This window comes from Krasilnikovia sp. MM14-A1259, assembly GCF_047159535.1.
Taxonomy (GTDB): Bacteria; Actinomycetota; Actinomycetes; order Mycobacteriales; family Micromonosporaceae; genus Actinoplanes.
This window is the reverse complement of the sequence record NZ_BAAGAJ010000002.1, coordinates 6,344,776-6,362,680: the sequence shown is the minus strand read 5'-3', so window position 1 is coordinate 6,362,680 and position 17,905 is coordinate 6,344,776. Positions and strand designations below refer to the sequence as shown.

Below are 17,905 nucleotides of genomic sequence, written 5' to 3'. Positions count from 1 at the left end.
GTGACGAGTCGTCTCGGTGTGCCGCCTCCGAGCTCAGCTCCGTCTCGATGAGGCGCGAAAGGAGCAACGACGCTGGGGGTGGTTGAGATCCGGACTCCGGCATGAGCCGATTGCCACCACCGGTCGACCTCCGATCGACGGCGCCATGATCGCCGCCGGATCCGGATCTGCCCGGGGAAGACAGGGCCACTCCATCGAACGGGGGAATGTCATCCGTCCTCATCTGTCCAGCGTGTCGACTGTCAGAGCGCGGACGTTGAAGAGCGCGACACCGGGTCAAAGGCGGAGGGTGCCCGTTCAATGAAGGTTGTCAGCATCGTCGGGGCGCGCCCTCAACTGGTCAAACTCGCCCCGATGTCGGCCGCGTTCACGACGGCAGGACACGATCATGTCATCGTGCACACCGGCCAGCATTACGATGCCGACCTCTCGGACGTCTTCTTCTCCGGCCTGGACATCCCCGATCCCGACATCAACCTGGGGATCGGCTCGGGCAGCCACGGCGCACAGACCGGCGCCTGCCTCAGCGCACTCGACCCGGTCCTGCAGGCGCAACGCCCGGACTGGGTGCTGGTCTACGGTGACACCAACTCCACCCTCGCCGGAACGCTGTCCGCGGTGAAGATGCACCTGCCGGTGGCGCATCTGGAGGCGGGCCTGCGGTCGTTCAACCGCCGGATGCCTGAGGAACACAACCGGGTGCTCACCGACCACGCCGCGGACCTGCTGCTGGCCCCGACCGAGGAGGCCGTGCGGCACCTGGCGGCGGAAGGGCTGCAGGAACGCACCGCCCTGGTGGGTGATGTGATGGTCGACGTCTGCCTGCGGATGCGCGACGCGATCCGCGAACGCCGGGTGGCCGTCCCGCCGCTGCCGGGCGGGATCGACGCGGAAGAGCCGTACGTTCTCGCGACTCTGCATCGCGCCGAGAACACCGATGATCCGAGACGACTCGAAGCTCTCGCCCAGGCCTTGGCGGATCTGCCGCTTCCGGTGCTGCTTCTGGCCCACCCGCGCCTGCTGTCCCGGGCGGACGAACACGGCCTGAAGCTGGAGCGCGGCGCGGTTCACGTCGGCCGCCCCTTGCCGTATGCGGGCATGGTTGCCGCCGTGCTGGGCAGCACGGCGGTGGTGACCGACTCCGGAGGACTGCAGAAGGAGGCGTACCTCCTCGGCCGCCCGTGCACCACGTTGCGGACCGAGACGGAGTGGCCGGAGACCCTCACCGGTGGCTGGAACGTTCTGATCGACAACCCGAGCATCCTGGGCGCCACTCGGTGGGCGAGGACCGTGTCGCGACCGGCACCGACGACCCACCGCGGGCAGCCGTACGGCGACGGAACGGCGGCGCGGCGAGCCGTGGAGGTGCTGGAGCAACGCGTGTGACCATGACCGGTGGCTGTCGGCTGGCCCGGTCTGCTCCATCAAACGAGGGAACTCACTCACCACACCGGATCTTGCCTGTCGATCGTTGGACACTGGCAATGGGAAGCGCACGCCCACGGTCCGACCCAGCCGAAGAAAGAGTCACCAACGTTGAGCCACCTTAGCGCCGCGCCGCGGCTGGCCGTCATTGTTGCCAACAGCATCACGGGCGACTCACGGGTCCAGAAGGCCGCGATAGCCGCAGCACGCGACGGCTGGGATGTCACGCTGATCGGACGAAGCGTTTCGAAGCAACCGGAAGAATCAGCCATGGGGCCGATCAAGGTTGTTCGTCTGATCCTGCCGGACAACTACCGGAGGTATCGGCGGCGTAAGCAACGGAGCTGGCGTTCCCTGGTGACTCAAGCCGGCCTGCCGGATCGGGCTACGTACCGGCGTTATCGAAACGGCCACCATGCTTGGCTGTGGTGTCAGGAGAGCCGGCTGGCAACCGCCACCGGGACCGATGCGCTGCTGAACCCCGCCCGCCGGGTGTGGATGAAGACGCGGCACGACATCTTCCGATTCCGGCGACGAATGTGGGGTTGGGAACACTCGCGGACCAGCAGCGGCGATCGCATCACGGGCGACTGGCGCCGAGATCTTCCGGAGCAGGTGGATTGCGATCACGCGTTCGTGACGGCGCTCGAGGAATTGGCGCCGGACGTCATTCACGCCAATGACATCACGATGATCAGCACTGCCGCCCAGGCCGTCGCTCGACTCCGGCAACGAGGCCATCAGGTCCGCTGGCTGTACGACGCACACGAGTACGTCCGGGGCACGGTGTGGACCCGGCCCCGGCAGGCTCACTCCTTTCCGGCCATGGAAAAGGAGTTCATCCGTCAGGCTGACGCGGTGGTCACGGTCTCGCCGGAACTCGCGGAGCTGTTGCGTGCGGACTATGGCCTGCCCCAGGTACCGCTGGTCGTGCGTAACGCACCGATCCGGGAGGTGATCGGCAAGGATCTCGGCGCCCTGTCGGTACGCCATGTCGCGGGCCTGGATGCGGCGATCCCACTACTGGTGTATGTCGGCTGGATATGCGCGGAGCGCGGGCTGGGCACAGCCGTACGCGCGTTGACCGAGCTGCCCGAGTTCCATCTGGCCATCGTCGCCAACTCCAACAACGAGGAGCTCGAGTCGCTGCTGCTGCTCGCCGGCGAGCTCGGCGTACGGGAACGGATTCACGTGGTCCCGTATGTTCCGCAGCACCTCGTCGCCGACTACCTTGCCTCCGCCGACCTCGGGATCATCTGTTCCCAGCACACGCCCAACTACGAGAACTCGCTGCCCACGAAGATGTCGGAATACCTGCACGCTCGGCTGCCGGTGGTGGCCAGCGACCTGCGGGTACTGCGCGAGTTCGTCGAACAGCACGGGCTCGGCGTGGTATTCACCGCCGACGACGCATCGAGCTTCGTCGGCGCCGTGCGCCGGGCATTCGCGGACCGAGACGTGTTGGCGTCGCACATCACCGAGGACCTGCTGGATGAGCTGTCGTGGGAACAGCAGAGTGCGGGGCTGGTGGAGCTGTACCGGCGGATCGCCCCCCGTACACCAGAGACCAGCCGCCCGGATGTCTCGTGGACGGTGAACGAACGCGCCGCGGACCCGGCCGCTTCCCTCGCCGATGAGGCATCCGCACCTCCCCGATGGCGGCCGCTGGCAACCACCGGGATACGCCTGGGGATCGGGCCGGCCAACTTCGCCGGCCAGGCCGCCGCGTTCGCTCAATCGGTGTGCCGGATGCGCTCGGACGTTTCCGCCGAAGTGTTCATGTACGCCTCGGCGACCGGCTTCGGATTCCCGGCCGACGTCTACCTCGACAAGGCGAAGGTGCGCAGCGTCGAACTGCAGGTCGATCAGGTGCGACGCGTCCGCGGACGGTACACCCACCTGATCGCGGACGGCTTCCGTCCCGTCTTCGGTTACCTCAACGGCACCGACATCGGCGCGGATCTGCCCATGCTGGCCTCCGCCGGCATCAAGGTGGCCCTGCTCGGGCACGGCAGTGAGGTCCGGCATCCGGCGCGACACCTTGCGCAGCACCCGTTCTCCCACTTCCGGGACGCACCCGACGGCATTGTCGAACGCCTGACGGAAATCACCGAGCGGAACCGGGAGATCGCCGAGCGGAGCGGTCTGTCTATTTACGTCACGACGCCCGACCTGCTCGACGACCTGCCGATAGCAAGGTGGACGCCGTTGGTGATCGACACCGATGCCTGGCGGTGCGACCGGCCGGTGATGGAACGCGTACGGCCCGTGGTCCTGCACGCCCCCTCGGCCCAGTGGACCAAGGGCACCGTGCACATCATGCCGGTCCTGGAGGACCTGGACCGCCGTCGCGTCATCGAGCTGCGGCTCGTCGAAAAGGTGTCGTGGGCCGAGATGCGCCGCCAGATCCACGACGCCGACGTGGTCATCGACCAGTTCACCACCGGCGCGTACGGCGCGCTGTCCTGCGAGGCGATGGCGGCGGGCCGGCCGGTCGTGGCGTACCTCAGCGACCGCGTGAAGAACACGATCGGGCCGGACCTGCCGATCGTCGAGGCGACGCCGGCGACTCTGGCGGAAACGCTGGAGAATCTGCTCGCCGACCGGGATCGCGCCGCAAAGCTCGGCCTGGCATCGCGCGACTTCGCCGTGAGATACCACAGCGGCGAATACACGGCGCAGGTGCTGTCGGACTTCCTCACCTGAAATTCGGGTCGACACTCCGGGTGCGGTCGGTGCTAACGTACCGGCCGCACCGAGAGGAGAGATCGTGCCCAGGCTCAACCAGATCATTGCGGTGGAGAAGGGCGTCAAGAGCAAGTCCTTCGCGGATTTGACCGAGGCGCACCAGGCCGTGCAGAAGACCGCCCCGCTGGCCGGCATCTCGCGCACCTACCAGCCCAAGGACGAGGAGGGCGAGCAGCTGCCGCCCGAGTCGACCCGGGTGCAGATGAAGGCTGAGGACATCCTGCGGCAGGCCGCGACCACGCTCACCCGCCTGTTCGACGTCACCGCCACCAAGGACTGGACCAACTGTACGGCGCGAGCCGACGTGGTGGTCGACGGCCGGACCATCGCCGCCGCCGTACCGGTGTCGTACCTGCTGTTCCTGGAGAAGCAGCTCGTCGACCTGCACACGTTCGTGAAGAAGCTGCCGGTGCTCGACGCGGCGGAGACGTGGGTGCGCGACGACTCGACGGACAGCTGGCGGACCGAGCCGGTACGCACGATCCGTACCAAGAAGGTGCCGCGCAACCACGTCAAGGCCGAGGCCACGGAGAAGCACCCGGCCCAGGTCGAGGTCTACTACGAGGACGTCGCCGTCGGGTACTGGACGACGGTGAAGTTCTCCGGTGCGCTGCCCGCCAAGCGGGTCAACGAGATCCTCGACCGGGTGGTGGCGCTGCAGACCGCGGTCAAGTTCGCCCGGGAGGAGGCCAACAACACGGAGGCCGACGACCAGCGGATCGGCGCGGCCGTCTTCGACTACCTGTTCGCGTAGTCGTCACGGATTCCCCTGTGGGAGCGCAGGGGTGCGCCGCATCAGGCGCAAAGCTGAAGGTGAAGCCGAAGCTGACAATCCGTGGTCCCAGTGCGGGTTCGAGCCCCGCCCCCGGCACCATTCCGGCCGGGGTAGCCCAACTGGCAGAGGCAGCCACGATCAAACTCAGATTCTCGCTCCAACTTCAGCATTCGTCACCGAACACCGGGTCGACCGGACGCAGACGATGATCGTCGGATGCTGGTTCAAGTCCAGCCCGCTGCTCCAACATGCGGCGGTAGTTTAAAGGCAAAACCCGACGTCGTAACGAATGATCTGCGGCCTTAAATGTGCTGGTGTTGGGAATTCGGTGACAACCTGAGGCCCGGGGATTGGACATATCCCCGGGCTTCGCCATGTCCGGCGAAACGTACGGGCTGCGCATCCGGCCGGCCGTTGCTAGCATGCCCGCTCCATCCCCCACAGCGAACGGCTGGAGCTTCGACCGTGCGGCGTCTCTGCTTGTCGACACTGGTGTTTCTGGTGTTGTTTCCGATCACTCTCGTGACCACCGGTGCGCCCGCATCCGCCGCAGCCGCCTCCCTGACCGTCGCCACGTACGACCGCACCGGGGCGAAGGTCGCCGCGAAACTCCACCTCGTCAACACGGAAACCAACAACAACTACACGGCCACCGGGAACAAGGCGAAGGCACTGCCCAAGGGCACGTACGCCGTCCTGGCGGACATCTGGACGTCCCACGATCAGACCCAGACCATCGGCGGCCAGATCGTCACGGTGTCCGGCACCACCAGGAGCACGATCGACGCCCGCCGCGGCCGGGCGCTACGGATCTCCCTCGACAAGGATCCCGGAGCAGTGTTCGACCGGGAAATGAGCGCGCGGATCTGCCTGCGGGACAGCTTGACGACCCTCGACGGGTGGGGCGCCCCGGGAAAGCTTTTCGTGATTCCCAATGGGTCCCGGCTGCTTCGGTTCGCGTACTCGGCAGCCTGGGTCGCCCCGGACGCCCACGAGTCGTACGTCGTGGCAGGGCGCACCGGCGCGACTGTCCCGACGGCGATGGGCCACACCTTCCGGACAGCCTCGCTGGCCACGGTCAAAGGCGCCTTCAAGAGCGGCCCCACGGTCGCCGAGTACGCCGACCTGACCCTGACCGAACAGGGCTCGTGTGCCACCAGCGGACACAACATTTCCTCGGTCGACTTTCCGGGCACGACCACGGTGCATGCGTCGGCCGGTACCTGGGAGTTGGGTGGGTTCCTGAACGCATTCAAGGAAACCGGCGAGAGCACAAACCTCGGATACATGCTGCCGCACACGTTCACCGCGGCCGCGGGCAGGTCCTACCGGCAGAGCTATTTCAATTCGGCGTGGGGCCCCGCCTGGGATCTGCCCGTTCTACGCAACGGCGGCATCGAATTCCTCTCGGAGTCGATGTTCAGCGATCCGATCATGGGGGCCGAGGGCATGGACGACGTCCAGCGCTCCCGGATCACCCTGTACGACGCCAGGCATCGGGTGGTCAAGGCGCGGTGGCGGACCAACCAGGGTGGTCGATGGTCGGCCGCCCCGTTCAGCGCGCGGACGAAGACCAAGGGGTGGTACACCCTGCAGGTCAACGCGCGACGGCAACGACAGCCGGGGCTGCGCATCCCGGTAGCACCACTGTCGCCCCGGACCGACGCGGTGTTCCACCTGAAGATCGACCCGAAGGGGGCACCCCGGTTCGCCGACGTGATCCTGCCTCGGATGGTGCCCGCAGGGCTGAGCCCCACGAACAGCGCGGCGCCGGGCACCAGCACGGTGGTGAGCATCCGGCCGGATCGGCATCGCGTGTACGAGGACTACCGGATGGGCCCGGTGAAGGCCAGGACCGTGACCGTGTACGCGTCCTTCGACGACGGCCGCACCTGGCGGGCGACGCCCGTGCGCAAGGTGGGCGCGACCTGGCAGGCCGTCGTCAGGAACGCGGGCGCAAACGGGTACGTGAGTCTGCGATCACGTCTCACGACGACCAGTGGGCAATGGACCGAGTCGACCGTCTACCGGGCGTACCGCCTCGGCTGAGTCAATCGCCGCCGCCGGCGGATCGATTCGGCTCCCGATCGACCACGATTCCTTCGGCCTCCAGGAAGGATCTGAGCGCGTCGGCCAAGGCTTGCACCTTGTCATCCTCTACGAAGGCGTAGCCGCGTTCCGAGAAGCAATACGTGACCTGCTCCGCGATCGCCACCATCGGATCATCGTCCTGGGCGTCCATGGCATCATCCAGTCTCGACTCGGCGGCCGGTGAATCCGCCCGCTCATGGCACAGCATGATGCGGCCGATGCCGTTGTCAGGTAGACAACTCCCCCTTGGCGAGCAGACAACCGATTCCCGTCGAGCAGAGCCGTCCACTCCCGAGTGCACCGCTGCACTGCTTCCGAGTGAACATGGGCTTCGCGGTTTGCTTCGCCGCGCCGCCCGCGAGTAGGTATGCATGGCCGCCTTCTGCCCGCGGCTGAGGAGTGAATCGTGTTCTACGGCCGGGAGAAGCTGGAAGCGCTGGTCACCCGCCTGATCCGGGTCGATCCGCGCCAGGCCGTACCCATGGCGGCGGGTCCGGTGGTCGCGCTGGAGGGCTCCGGCGGCTCGGGCCGCAGTGCCGCGCTGCGCCTGCTGGCCGATCAGCACGCCGCCGCCCTGCCGGTGGCGATCCTCGACGCGGTGGCCGACGCGACGAAGACCAGCACGTTCGACGAGGTGTCGATCCTGCTGCTGTCGGCCGCGGCGGATCTCGCGAAGCCACCGTCCGGTTTCGGCCGCATCCCGTTCCACCGGTTGTTCCTGGGGCACCTGGCGCTGGCCCAGCAGATCGATCCGAACGCTACCCCCGAGGAGCGGCGCGCCGTCATGGCGGGCGCGCTCAAGAGCTACCGCAAGCGTCGGGCGAGCGCCGAGCTGATCGGCCAGGTGCTGTCCGAGGTGGCGGTGGAGACGGTGAACCAGGCCGCCGGGACGACCGTGCCGGGTCTGGGCACCGCGTTGCGGCCCCTGGCCACCTCTTTGACCCGGACCAGGCTGACCCGCGGATCCGCCCTCAAGCGCGCGGAGCAGTGGTACGTGGACCGGCTGACCGACGGCCGGACCACCCCGGCGGCCGCGCTCGCCCGGCTGCACCGCTGGTGGCAGTCCGAGGCGGCCCGCGGCGAGGTGGAGGAGATGCTCGTCCGGGCGTTCCTGGCGGATCTGCACGCGGCGGCCACCGGGCGTTTCCGGCGTTCCGGCTGGCGGCATTGGCGCGCCGAGCTGCTGCTCGACAACGCGGACTGCCCGGCGGGCCAGCGGCTTCTGACGCTGCTCGGCGATGCTCGCAACGACCAGGCGGTCCCGCCCGCCCCGCTCGCGGTCGTCGCCGCCAGCGGGGGTGACCCGCTGCTCGCTCCGGTGGCCTGCGCCGCGGACAGCCGTTCGCTGGGCGAGGCGGAGGCGGCGGCACTGTCCGACGAGGACCTGTATGCGGTGAAGTGGCTGCGGATCACCCTGCCGCCGCTGTCCGGCAACGAGACCGCCGCCGCGGTGCGGGACAAGGACATCTTCGACGAGGTCGGGGTTCACCGGGTCGCCCGGGTCGTGCACCGGCTCGCCGAAGGGCACCCGCTGGCCACCAAGCTGCTGCTGGACGCGCTGGCCCGCCAGACGGATCTGTTCCACGACGTCGACAAGCTGCTGGACGGCGAGCCGGCCGACCCGGACGCGCACCGGGCCCGTTCGCTCGCGGACGAGATCCTGCGGGAGATGACGGAACGGACCCACGCGGCGATCCGGCCCAGCGGCGCGTTCCGGGACACGTTCGTGACGCTGGCGGCGGCCCGGGACCTGGACGAGGCCGACCGGATGACCCGTACCGATCATCTGCGGACGGCCCGGGCGCACGACCTGCTCGTGGCGCTGAGCGACACGTGGTGGCCGGTGGGTGCGGGCGGTGCGCGCCGCATGGCGGCGCCGGCCCGCTTCCTCGCGCTGCGCGAGCTGGCCGCCCGGCCGCCGGGCCATCCGCATTCCTGGACCAAGGTTTTCCGTACGCTGCTGGAGCTGGCCGTGAAGGACCTGACGACCGCGGCGCCGGAGGCGGAGCCGCGCTTGCGCACCGCGTTGCTGCACCACCAGCTGGCGTTGGGCGAGGTCCGTTCCGTGGCGGCCACGCTGGCGCATCTGCTGCCCGGCATGCCGGCGTCCGCGTGGCTGGGTGTGCTCGACGAGATCGTGGCCACCCCGGATCCGGCCGACACGCTGTCCGGTGGTGCCGACGATCTCGCCGACTTCTTCGATCCGCTCCAGCAGGCCATCGGACGCCTGGTCGTGGCGCTGCGGCGGCTCGACGACCCGCGGCTGACCGACCCGGACGTCGTGGCGGACCTGCGGCTGCTCGTCGCCGACCAGTACCGGGACGTGGCCCGGGCCGCAACCCACCAGTCGCGGGAGTACCGCATCCGCGCCACCCGGTACGAGCAGCCCCTCATCGCGGAGTAAGACCCGCACCGGCTCCCTGAAGGCTCGAAAGGGTGGACGCCATGCCCGTCACCACCATCGCACGTCCCGGCCTGGCCCCGTCCCGGCCGTTGTGGAAGCGGCCCGCCACCTGGATCACGGTCGTGGTCGTCGCGGTGGCGGCGTTGACCGTCGCCGGGGTACGGCTGCAGCCACGGCACTGGAACTCCTGTCACGCCTTCTCCCGCGCATACCTGCACGTGTGGCCCCGCGGCGGTGACTGCGTCGGGGTGACCGACGGCGGAACCCCGATCGACGCGGCGTTCGGTGCCGAGCTGGGCGGTCGCTTCGGTGCCCTGCTCGAGGCGATCCACGCCGAGAACGAGCGGGTCGAGGCGGGTCGCGTCGACACGCCGGGCAGCGCCACCGACTGCACCAGCACCGCGGGCAGCTTCGTCGACGTGGCCTCGCTCGCGCCGTGGCGTTCCGGGCTGGCGGGTGGCCGGGCGTTCCACCAGCTGGCGGGCATGTACGTCGCACAGTGGCAGGCGAACCACCTGCGCCAGCCGGGCGGGTGTGTGCCGTTCATCCGGCTCCTGGTCGCCGACCCGGGCGAGGACATGAACGGATGGTCGGAGGTCGTCGACGAACTGTCCACGTACGACCGGCTGGTGGCGGTGGTGGGGCTGGCGCTCAGCCGTACCCAGATGATCGAGGCCGCGCGGACGTTGAACGGGCGCGGCATCCCGGTGGTGGCGGACCTGGTGACCGCGGACGGGTTCGACCGCAGCAACTTCGCGGGTGTCCCCGCGGTCTGTCACCCGCCGCAGAGCACGACCGGCAGCCTGAGCATGTTCTACCGGATCGCCTACCCCAACCAGCGGTACTTCGACCAGCTCGGCGGCTACCTGCGCAGTGTGGGCCTGCTCGGGCGGGGCCGGGCGGTGCAGGTCACCCAGGACGGGTACGCCCAGGACCAGTTCGCCTGCACCAATGTGGAGCACGTCAACGGTCTGCTCGACCCGGCGCCGGACCCGATCACGTTCGAGTTGAGCAGCGACGGCAACGATCCGACCGGCCAGATCCTCACCAAGGTGGCGCCGATCTGCACCGACCCCGCGGTGCGGACGGCGTTCTACACCGCCCGGGCGGTCGACCTGGCCAACTTCATCCTGGCGCTGGACCGGGCGTGCCCGCGGGGCATCACGATCGCCGCGGGCACGGACACGACCCGGCTGCTCACGCCGGAGGTGTCGCATGCGCTGGAGATGCAGCGGCGGGCCGCCCTGCAGGTGTTGCGCACCGGCAACGTCAAGGTCTTCTTCCCGGCCACCACCAGCGCCGCACAGCTCGCGGGTACGCCGGGGTTCGACAACTTCAAATCCGCGTTCACCGGGGCGTTCGCGGGTACACCGCATGCGGATCTGTTCCCGTTCTCCGACGCGGAGCTCGCGGACACGTGGGCGGTCAACGCGCACGACGCGATGTTCATGACGGCGGGCGCCGTGCACGCGCTGGACACCAACAAGCAGGCGTACGAGCCGGGGCATGTCGCCAGCAACCTCAGCAGTTTCGAGATCCGCGACGCGGCGCAGGGGACGTTGCGTTTCGACCGCAACGGCACGCGGGTGGGCACTCCCGTCGTGCTGCGGCTGTGCTCGGACGGGGTCGCGCCGTCGACCCAGCCGGCGATTGCCGGGTTGCCGACGCCGTGCCCGGGTGATCGCCGGTAGGTCGTCCACTGTCGAGCGTCACGGGCGGTGGGGGTGCGCGCAGTTGACCGAATCGTCGTGAAAGTAAACAAAGATTTTGCAATGGGACATCCACGTCGGCGCATCCCGTCGGTAGGCTTACCACGGCACTACGGACCGTCGGACGCTCGGTTACCTAGTGCTGAACATCGGTGTTGACCTTCAATGGACCGCAGGGGCCGGAGCCGGTTGCGCGGGCTCGGTATGCGTGCGGACCGGCGACGGCGCTACCCGTGGTGGAGGTGGCATCCCGAATGCATGACGAGGTCCTCGGCCTGCTGGACAAGCACTTGGCCGAACTCCACGCCCTCCGGGGCGAGCTCGCCCGTCAGCGCACCGTTGTGCCCGGCGAGCGGCGGCGTGTCGCGGCGGCCACCGCCGGGTCCGCCCGCCGGTACGCCCAGGCGTTGATCCAGGTGCTGGGCCGCGACGACGGCGACGACCTCCCGCGTCGCCCGGCGCGGTAAGCCCGGCCGGGCGGCGGCCAGGCCCGACGCAACGGCGCGCCGGGCGGATCATCATCCGGTGGTATCGAGACAGCGGTCGTCGGGGTCGATGGTGCGCATGATGCGCCCCGGCTGATCGCCCTGAGGTGCCGCTGCTGCGCCTTCGTGAGCGGGTCGAAACCAGGCTGGCGCGTCAGCGGACGACGCCGCGAGCGTCGGCGGGCACCCAGTCGGCGTACGACAGGTCCAAGCCTGACGATGACACCGGCTGCCCGCAGCGCTCGCACACGAGCCGGGCGTGCAGGTCACCGCCGCAGTCGCGGTGCCGGGTCAACCGCGGCGGACCGGCGGGACCGGCGAGGTGCCGGTCACCCCAGTGCATCAGGCTCAGGATCGGTACGCCAAGCTCGCGGCCTTTGGGGGTCAGCTCGTACCGGAAACGCTCGGGGCGCTCGCAGTAGCGGACCCGCTCCAGCACGCCCGCCTCGACCAGCCGTTTGAGCCGGTCGGCCAGCACGTTGCGCGCCACGCCGAGGCTGTGCTGGAACTCCTCGAAGCGGCTCAGCCCGTTCAGTGCGTCGCGCACCACGAGCAGCGTCCACCGCTCGCCGAGCACCTCCAGCGTGCGGGCCACCGAGCAGACCTGGTCCTCGTACGTCCTGCCGAGCATGCCCGCCACTCTACCCCTCCGGGTTGCGTGATGAAACCTGCCTGATCTATGGTCCGTTTCATCAAACAACTAACCACCTCCGGGAGCGGGTCATGACCACGCAAACCCTTACGGCGACGCATCCCTGGCGTACGTTCCTGTTCGTCTCGATCGGTGTCTTCGCCTCCCTGCTCGACCTGTTCATCGTCAACATCGCCTTTCCCGACCTGCAGCGCGAATTCGCCGGTGCCGGGCTGTCCGAGCTGTCCTGGGTGCTCAACGGGTACGCGATCGTCTTCGCCGCCCTGCTCGTGCCCGCCGGCCGCATGGTCGACCTGTACGGCCGCAAACGCGGCTTCGTCCTCGGCCTCACGATCTTCACCGGCGCGTCGCTGGCCTGCGCTGCGGCCGGTTCCGTGGAAACGCTCACCGCGGCCCGGCTGCTGCAGGGCGCCGGCGCGGCCATCCTCGGGCCCGCCTCGCTCGGCGTGGTGCTGCCCGCGTTCGCGCCGCGGTCCCGACCGGCCGTGATCGCGGCCTGGGCCGCGGTCGGCGCGGTGGGCGCGGCGGCCGGCCCGCCGCTCGGCGGCCTGCTGGTGCAGGCGGACTGGCGGTGGGTCTTCCTGGTCAACGTGCCGCTCGGCCTGATCTCGATCTGGTACGCGGCCCGCCACCTGCCGGAAAGCCGCGACCCGCGGGGCGGGCGCCTGCCCGACCTCGTCGGCACGCTCGCGCTCATGGCCGGGATCGGCGCGCTCACCCTGGCCCTGGTCAAGGGACGCGCGTGGGGCTGGACGGACACCCGCACCGGCGTCGTGTTCGCGCTCGCCGCCGCGGCGACCGCCGTCGCCGTGTGGCGATCCGCGCGCCACCCCGTGCCCGTGCTCGAACTGCCGATCCTGCGGGTGCCGTCGTTCGCGCTCGCGGTCGCCTCGGCGATGGCGTTCTTCGCGGCGTTCTCGGCGCTCATCCTGTCCGGGGTGCTGTTTCTGACCCAGGTGTGGGGGCACTCGGTCCTGCGGGCCGGGCTGGAACTGACCCCGGGACCGCTCGCCGCACTGGTGGCCGCGGCCGTGGCGAGCCGGCTCGGGCCACGCATCGGCTTGGGCACGGTCGGCGCGCTCGGCGGCGCACTGGTGGCCGCCGGCATCGGGCTGAACGCCGTCCGGCTCGGCCTGACCCCGGACTACCTCGGCACGTACCTGCCCGGTCAGGTCATCGGCGGGCTCGGCGTGGGGTTGGCCATGCCGTCGTTCACGGCCGTGGCGGTGACCGCGGTCGGCACCGCCCGGTTCTCCACCGCGATCGGCATCTCGTCGATGTTCCGGCAGGTCGGCGGCGCGCTCGGGGTGGCCGCGTTCGTCGCGATCCTGGGTACGCCCGCGCCGGGCGACGCGCTGGACGCGTTCCGGGACGGGTGGGCGTTCATGGTGCTCGCCGCGCTGACCGGTGGCCTGCTGATGCTCGGCACCCGATTCGCCCCGGCGGCGCCGCTCAGAGATTGAGCGTGGACTGCACGCTCTTGACCGTGGCGAGCACCGGGTCGTTCGCGGGCATCTCCAGCGGGCACTTCTCCTGGCCGTACGGGTTGTACTGCACGACGCTCCACACGTTGACGCCCGCGACCGCCGGGTAGGCGGTGTACCTGGTCAGCTTCTGGCGGATCGCGGCGTCGCGGGCGGTGACGCTGGTCCGGCAGCCCGCCCCGGCCTGGATCCCGGTCTCACCGATGATCACCGGCTTGCCGAGCGGGGCCATCTGGGCGAGCACCGTCGCGAGGTGACCGGTGACGATCGCGTTGCTGTTGTTCCAGTCGTACTCGTACTCGTGCAGCGAGGCGACGTCGATGTTCGGCGAGGCGTGAACGGTGGCGTAGTTGCCGGTGCCCTTCATGTCCTCGGACAGCGCGCCGGTGCCGACCAGGTGGTTCGGGTCGATCGACTTGATCTTCGCGGCGGTCGCGTCGAAGAAGCCCTTGACCATCGCGTCGGTGTACGCCGACGACGAGAACGACCCCGGCTCGTTGATCATCTCCCACATCGCGACCGTGGGGTTGTCCTTGTACCGGGAGACGACGGTCGTGACCCACGGCAGGTAGTTGGTCCGGTAGCCGGAGGTGTACCAGGCGGTCGACTTGTCGCCGCCCTCGGGCGTGACCGCACCGTCGTGCTCACCGCAGTAGTTGCGGCCGTCCGCGAGCGTGAAGATGACCTTCTGCCGGTACTTCGCGGCGGTCGCCACGATCCGGTCCAGCGGCGCGGTGCCGAACGGCTGGAACGCCCACGTGCGGGTCACCGTGTTCGGAGCCAGCCGGGCGAAGTAGTCGGCCAGCTGGGCGTCACTCCAGGCCGGGCCGTCACAGCCGGACATGCCGTACGCGTTGAGGCCGACGTACTTGAACGGCTTGCCGTCGAGCATGAGCGCGGTCCCCTGGCGGGAGACGAACCCGGCCGGTGCCTTGCCCTCGGCGACCGGCGGCGCGGCCGATGCGGGCGGGGTGACGGGTGCCGGCGCGGCCGCAGCGGGGCCCGAGGCGACCACCCGGTCGAGGTCGACGAAGCGGTTGCACGTGCGGGTGCCGTACTGGTTGAGGAACGTGACCCCGATCCGGTGCCGGCCGGGCGCCCAGGAACCGGTGAACGTGTAGGTGCTCCAGCGGGTCGCCGACACGGTGGCCAGACCGGCCTGCCGGCCGTCGACGGTCACCCGTACCCGAGGGGTGGCGTCCTTCGTGCCGCACCGGCCGCCCATCGCGGTGACCTGCAGGCGGTTGGCCCGCATCGGGGTGGTGATCGAGCCGGCAGCGGTCGCGTTGTGCCAGATCGCCAGCGCGGCACCGCCGGAGGCCCGGTTGTCGCGGTAGGTGCCGCCGTGCGCGGACGAGATCGCCAAGCCCTCGGCCTGCACCGACACCGCGGACGTCGAGGCGGCAGCAGGCAGCGCGGTGAATGTGACTGCGGTCACAGTGGAGGCGGCGGTCGTGGCGAGAATCAGCCGGACCCGGCGCGACCCCGCGCGGGAATCGCGGTGGTGCGGGGTTCCGGTGGCACTGCGACGCGTCTGATCCATGTCCTCGCCTGGCGAAGCGACGGCCACCGGGATGCCATCACCGCACCGCGGTGTGATGTCGCGGTCGTGGACGGGATCGTCCGTGCCCGGTGTTGCCGCTCCCATCGGCGCCCCTTGCGCCCTGCTGAGACGAACACCGCTCGCATTCGACTCACCACGGCGCGCTACCGCCTGCCCTCGGGAGGGAATGTGGCGTGACTCACACCGGCGCCCCCGGGTTGCCGCCGCTGCGGGGGTCGCGCGCCCCTGCGGTCAGACCGCGCTGCGGTGGCGCCCCGCGCCGGGCACGGGGACGGGTTGGACCACCGCCGCGGGCGCCGCGGACGGCGCGGACGGCGCGGACGGCACGGGCGCCGCGGACGGCGCGGGCGCCGCGGACGGCGCGGACGGCGCGGGCGCCGCGGGCTCCGCGCCGGCCAGCACCCAGCGGCCGCGGCCCAGCCGCTTGGCCTGGTACATCGCCGCGTCCGCGGAGCGCAGGATCGCATCCGGGCAGTCCGAACCCGGATCCCCGCCGATGCCGATGCTCGCGCCGACACACAGCAGATGGCCGCGGAACGGCACCGGCTGCGCCACCGCCACGAGGATCCGCTCGGCCAGCCGGACCGCGTCCGGCGCACCCGCCCCCGGGCACAGCAGGACGAACTCGTCACCGCCGAGCCGCGCCACCAGATCCCCGGTACGGGCCACCGCGGTCAGCCGCTCGGCGACCGCCACCAGCACCGCGTCACCCGCGTCGTGGCCGTGCCCGTCGTTGACCTCCTTGAAGCCGTCGAGGTCGAGATACAGCACGCCGACCGGGTGGTCGGCGTCCGGCCGTACCAGCGCCAGGTGTTCGCGCAGCGCCGCCCGGTTCGCCAGCCCGGTCAACGAGTCGTGCTGCGCCTGGAACGCGAGCTGTGCCTGCGTACGGTCCTGCTCGCGCACCGCGATCGTGAAACGGCTCAGCACGAACACCGTGCACATGGCCGCGGCGCCCAGCGCGACCAGCGTCTGGGTGTCGAAGCCGGCATGCAGCATCGTGAGCGTCGGCGTGGTCATCAGCGCCAGACCGAGGAACAGCACCCGCGCCGGATGCAGCGTCGGCACCCGCCGACCGCTGCGGGCCAGCTCGGCACGACCCGGGTGCAGCAGCGCCGCCGTCATCAGCGCACCGCCGAACATGACCACCGTGCCGAGCCGCGACGACACGTCGTAGCCCAGCCACTCCGACACCAGGCCGCGGTCGGCGAGCTGCGGCAGCACGTTGATGGCCACATCGTTGCCCAGCAGCACCGCGGCCGCACCGAACAGCAGCCGGGTCGGAACACCGCGGGTGCCCGGGGACAGCACGACGACCAGCACACCGGCCAGCAACACCACGTCCGCGACCGGATACAACGCGGGCACGACCGTGTCGGCCAGTGAATAGCCCTTGCCCAGGTATGGGCCGATCAGGAACTCCCAGGCCAGCAGCGCGGCGGCGATGGTCAGCGTGCCCGCGTCCAGCACCGCCCCGCGCAGCCGGCCGGGGGCTCGGCGGCGGGCCATTCGAACGAGCGCGGCGGCCACCAGCGGGTACCCGGCGAGCCAGCACGCGTCGGCCACCCCCACCGAGGGCACCTCACCGGCGAGGTAGTTGTAGAGCATCTCGGTCGCGTCGCCCAGGAACCACAGCGTCTGCGCCAGGGCGATCAGGAGCCAGGGGCGGCGGTCATCGGCCAGCCGCAGCGCCGCCCACCAGGCCAGGCCGCACAGGGCCAGATACACGACCGTGTACGCGACGTCGCCGGCCGCAGTGCCGTACCCGGCGAACAGCAGGGCCACCGCGACCGCCGTCGCCAGCAGGAAGAGCCGTACGTCGCGCCGACACATGGCCGTACCGTCGGCGGGCACGGCCCCGAGTTGAGGGGTTCGAGGTCAGGAAGTCGGTTCGAGGCGGAACACCTCGATCGGGCGGCCGCCCGCGCGCTCGGCGTACACCGGGTAGGCGGGCCACACCGCGACCAGCAACGCCCACAGCCGGTCACGTTCGGTGCCGTCGGCGCGGCACGCCCGCACCGGGTGCACCGCACCGCCGACCGTGACCGTGGCGGACGGGTCGGCGGTCAGGTTGTGCACCCAGGCGGGCTGGTGCGTCTGGCCCCAGTTCGAACCGACCACCACCCAGGAGTCGCCGTCACGGACGTACAGCAGGGGGTTGCTGCGCGGCTGGCCCGAACGGCGGCCGGTCGTGGTGAGCAGCAGCGAAGGGACCAGCCCGAGCGCCACCACGCGGCCGGAGGTGAGCCGGCTGACCAGGCGGTCCGCGGGCACCAGCAGACGGAAGACCGCGGCGAACCACCGTCGACGGCCGAGCCGGCGGGTGAGCGTACGGATCATCGCCACAGTCTGCCCGTCAGCACCGGCCACGGCGACCCTCGTCTCGCGGTATGCGGGCCGCCCGACAGGGGAATGTCAGCCTGCGTACCGAGAAGCGGTCAGCGACGTGGGCCCGATCGTTGATCACGGTGAGTTCGCCCACCCGGATGCGCACGCCGACTCGGAACGGTGGCCGGTCGCTCCTATGCTCGCGGAGCAGTTCCGGTCGGTGCGACGAGCACGTCCGCC

At 70.2% G+C, this 17,905-nt stretch carries 13 protein-coding genes; 8 read left to right on the top strand and 5 right to left on the bottom strand.

The genetic code is table 11. From position 1 onward, the window contains the following. The first annotated feature begins 300 nt into the window (after positions 1-300). The 4 genes from wecB (at position 301) to ACMCNK_RS28935 (ending at position 6,997) form a co-directional block, all read left to right on the top strand. Complete coding sequence (wecB, locus tag ACMCNK_RS28950; RefSeq protein ID WP_412739500.1) at positions 301-1,386, top strand: non-hydrolyzing UDP-N-acetylglucosamine 2-epimerase; 1,086 nt, start codon at positions 301-303, stop codon at positions 1,384-1,386. Positions 1,387-1,695: 309 nt separating this feature from the next. Continuing rightward, positions 1,696-4,131 (top strand): glycosyltransferase, encoded by a 2,436-nt coding sequence (locus ACMCNK_RS28945; protein ID WP_412739499.1) that lies wholly within the window; start codon positions 1,696-1,698, stop codon positions 4,129-4,131. Between the two features lie 64 nt (positions 4,132-4,195). Continuing rightward, positions 4,196-4,927, top strand: a complete 732-nt coding sequence (locus ACMCNK_RS28940) for a hypothetical protein (RefSeq protein ID WP_412739498.1) — start codon at positions 4,196-4,198, stop codon at positions 4,925-4,927. A gap of 543 nt (positions 4,928-5,470) precedes the next feature. Next, positions 5,471-6,997 carry a hypothetical protein gene (locus ACMCNK_RS28935; RefSeq protein WP_412739497.1) on the top strand — a complete coding sequence of 509 codons (1,527 nt, stop codon included), beginning with the start codon at positions 5,471-5,473 and terminating at the stop codon, positions 6,995-6,997. Position 6,998: 1 nt separating this feature from the next. On the opposite strand, the gene ACMCNK_RS28930 is transcribed toward ACMCNK_RS28935, so the two are convergent. Beyond that, positions 6,999-7,190 carry a hypothetical protein gene (locus ACMCNK_RS28930; protein WP_412739496.1) on the bottom strand — a complete coding sequence of 64 codons (192 nt, stop codon included), beginning with the start codon at positions 7,188-7,190 and terminating at the stop codon, positions 6,999-7,001. A 255-nt stretch (positions 7,191-7,445) separates the two neighbouring features. Between ACMCNK_RS28930 and ACMCNK_RS28925 the strand changes: the two genes are divergently transcribed. From ACMCNK_RS28925 to ACMCNK_RS28915, 3 genes are all read left to right on the top strand, one after another. Next, positions 7,446-9,443, top strand: coding sequence for a hypothetical protein (locus ACMCNK_RS28925; RefSeq protein ID WP_412739495.1), 1,998 nt, complete (start codon positions 7,446-7,448; stop codon positions 9,441-9,443). 41 nt (positions 9,444-9,484) lie between these two features. Continuing rightward, entirely contained in the window at positions 9,485-11,134 is a 1,650-nt protein-coding gene (locus tag ACMCNK_RS28920; protein ID WP_412739494.1) for a hypothetical protein, read from the top strand. A 272-nt stretch (positions 11,135-11,406) separates the two neighbouring features. Next, positions 11,407-11,619: a hypothetical protein gene (locus ACMCNK_RS28915; protein ID WP_412739493.1), complete on the top strand. Its 213-nt coding sequence runs from the start codon at positions 11,407-11,409 to the stop codon at positions 11,617-11,619. A 172-nt stretch (positions 11,620-11,791) separates the two neighbouring features. Here the strand turns inward: ACMCNK_RS28915 and ACMCNK_RS28910 are convergent, their stop codons facing one another. Continuing rightward, positions 11,792-12,268, bottom strand: coding sequence for a winged helix-turn-helix transcriptional regulator (locus ACMCNK_RS28910; RefSeq protein ID WP_412739492.1), 477 nt, complete (start codon positions 12,266-12,268; stop codon positions 11,792-11,794). A 92-nt stretch (positions 12,269-12,360) separates the two neighbouring features. On the opposite strand from ACMCNK_RS28910, the gene ACMCNK_RS28905 reads away from it, so the two are divergent. After that, the gene (locus ACMCNK_RS28905) at positions 12,361-13,752 is read left to right on the top strand and encodes an MFS transporter (RefSeq protein WP_412739491.1); all 1,392 of its coding nucleotides are present in this window, start codon (positions 12,361-12,363) and stop codon (positions 13,750-13,752) included. Here the strand turns inward: ACMCNK_RS28905 and ACMCNK_RS28900 are convergent. From ACMCNK_RS28900 to ACMCNK_RS28890, 3 genes are all read right to left on the bottom strand, one after another. Continuing rightward, positions 13,742-15,316 carry a cellulase family glycosylhydrolase gene (locus ACMCNK_RS28900; RefSeq protein ID WP_412739490.1) on the bottom strand — a complete coding sequence of 525 codons (1,575 nt, stop codon included), beginning with the start codon at positions 15,314-15,316 and terminating at the stop codon, positions 13,742-13,744. The two genes, ACMCNK_RS28905 and ACMCNK_RS28900, sit on opposite strands and share 11 nt — an antisense overlap. 252 nt (positions 15,317-15,568) lie before the next feature. Then, on the bottom strand, positions 15,569-17,170 hold the full coding sequence (locus ACMCNK_RS28895; RefSeq protein WP_412739489.1) for a diguanylate cyclase domain-containing protein: 1,602 nt from the start codon (positions 17,168-17,170) through the stop codon (positions 15,569-15,571). A 45-nt stretch (positions 17,171-17,215) separates the two neighbouring features. Then, positions 17,216-17,677 carry a nitroreductase/quinone reductase family protein gene (locus ACMCNK_RS28890; RefSeq protein ID WP_412739488.1) on the bottom strand — a complete coding sequence of 154 codons (462 nt, stop codon included), beginning with the start codon at positions 17,675-17,677 and terminating at the stop codon, positions 17,216-17,218. Positions 17,678-17,905: the final 228 nt, after the last annotated feature.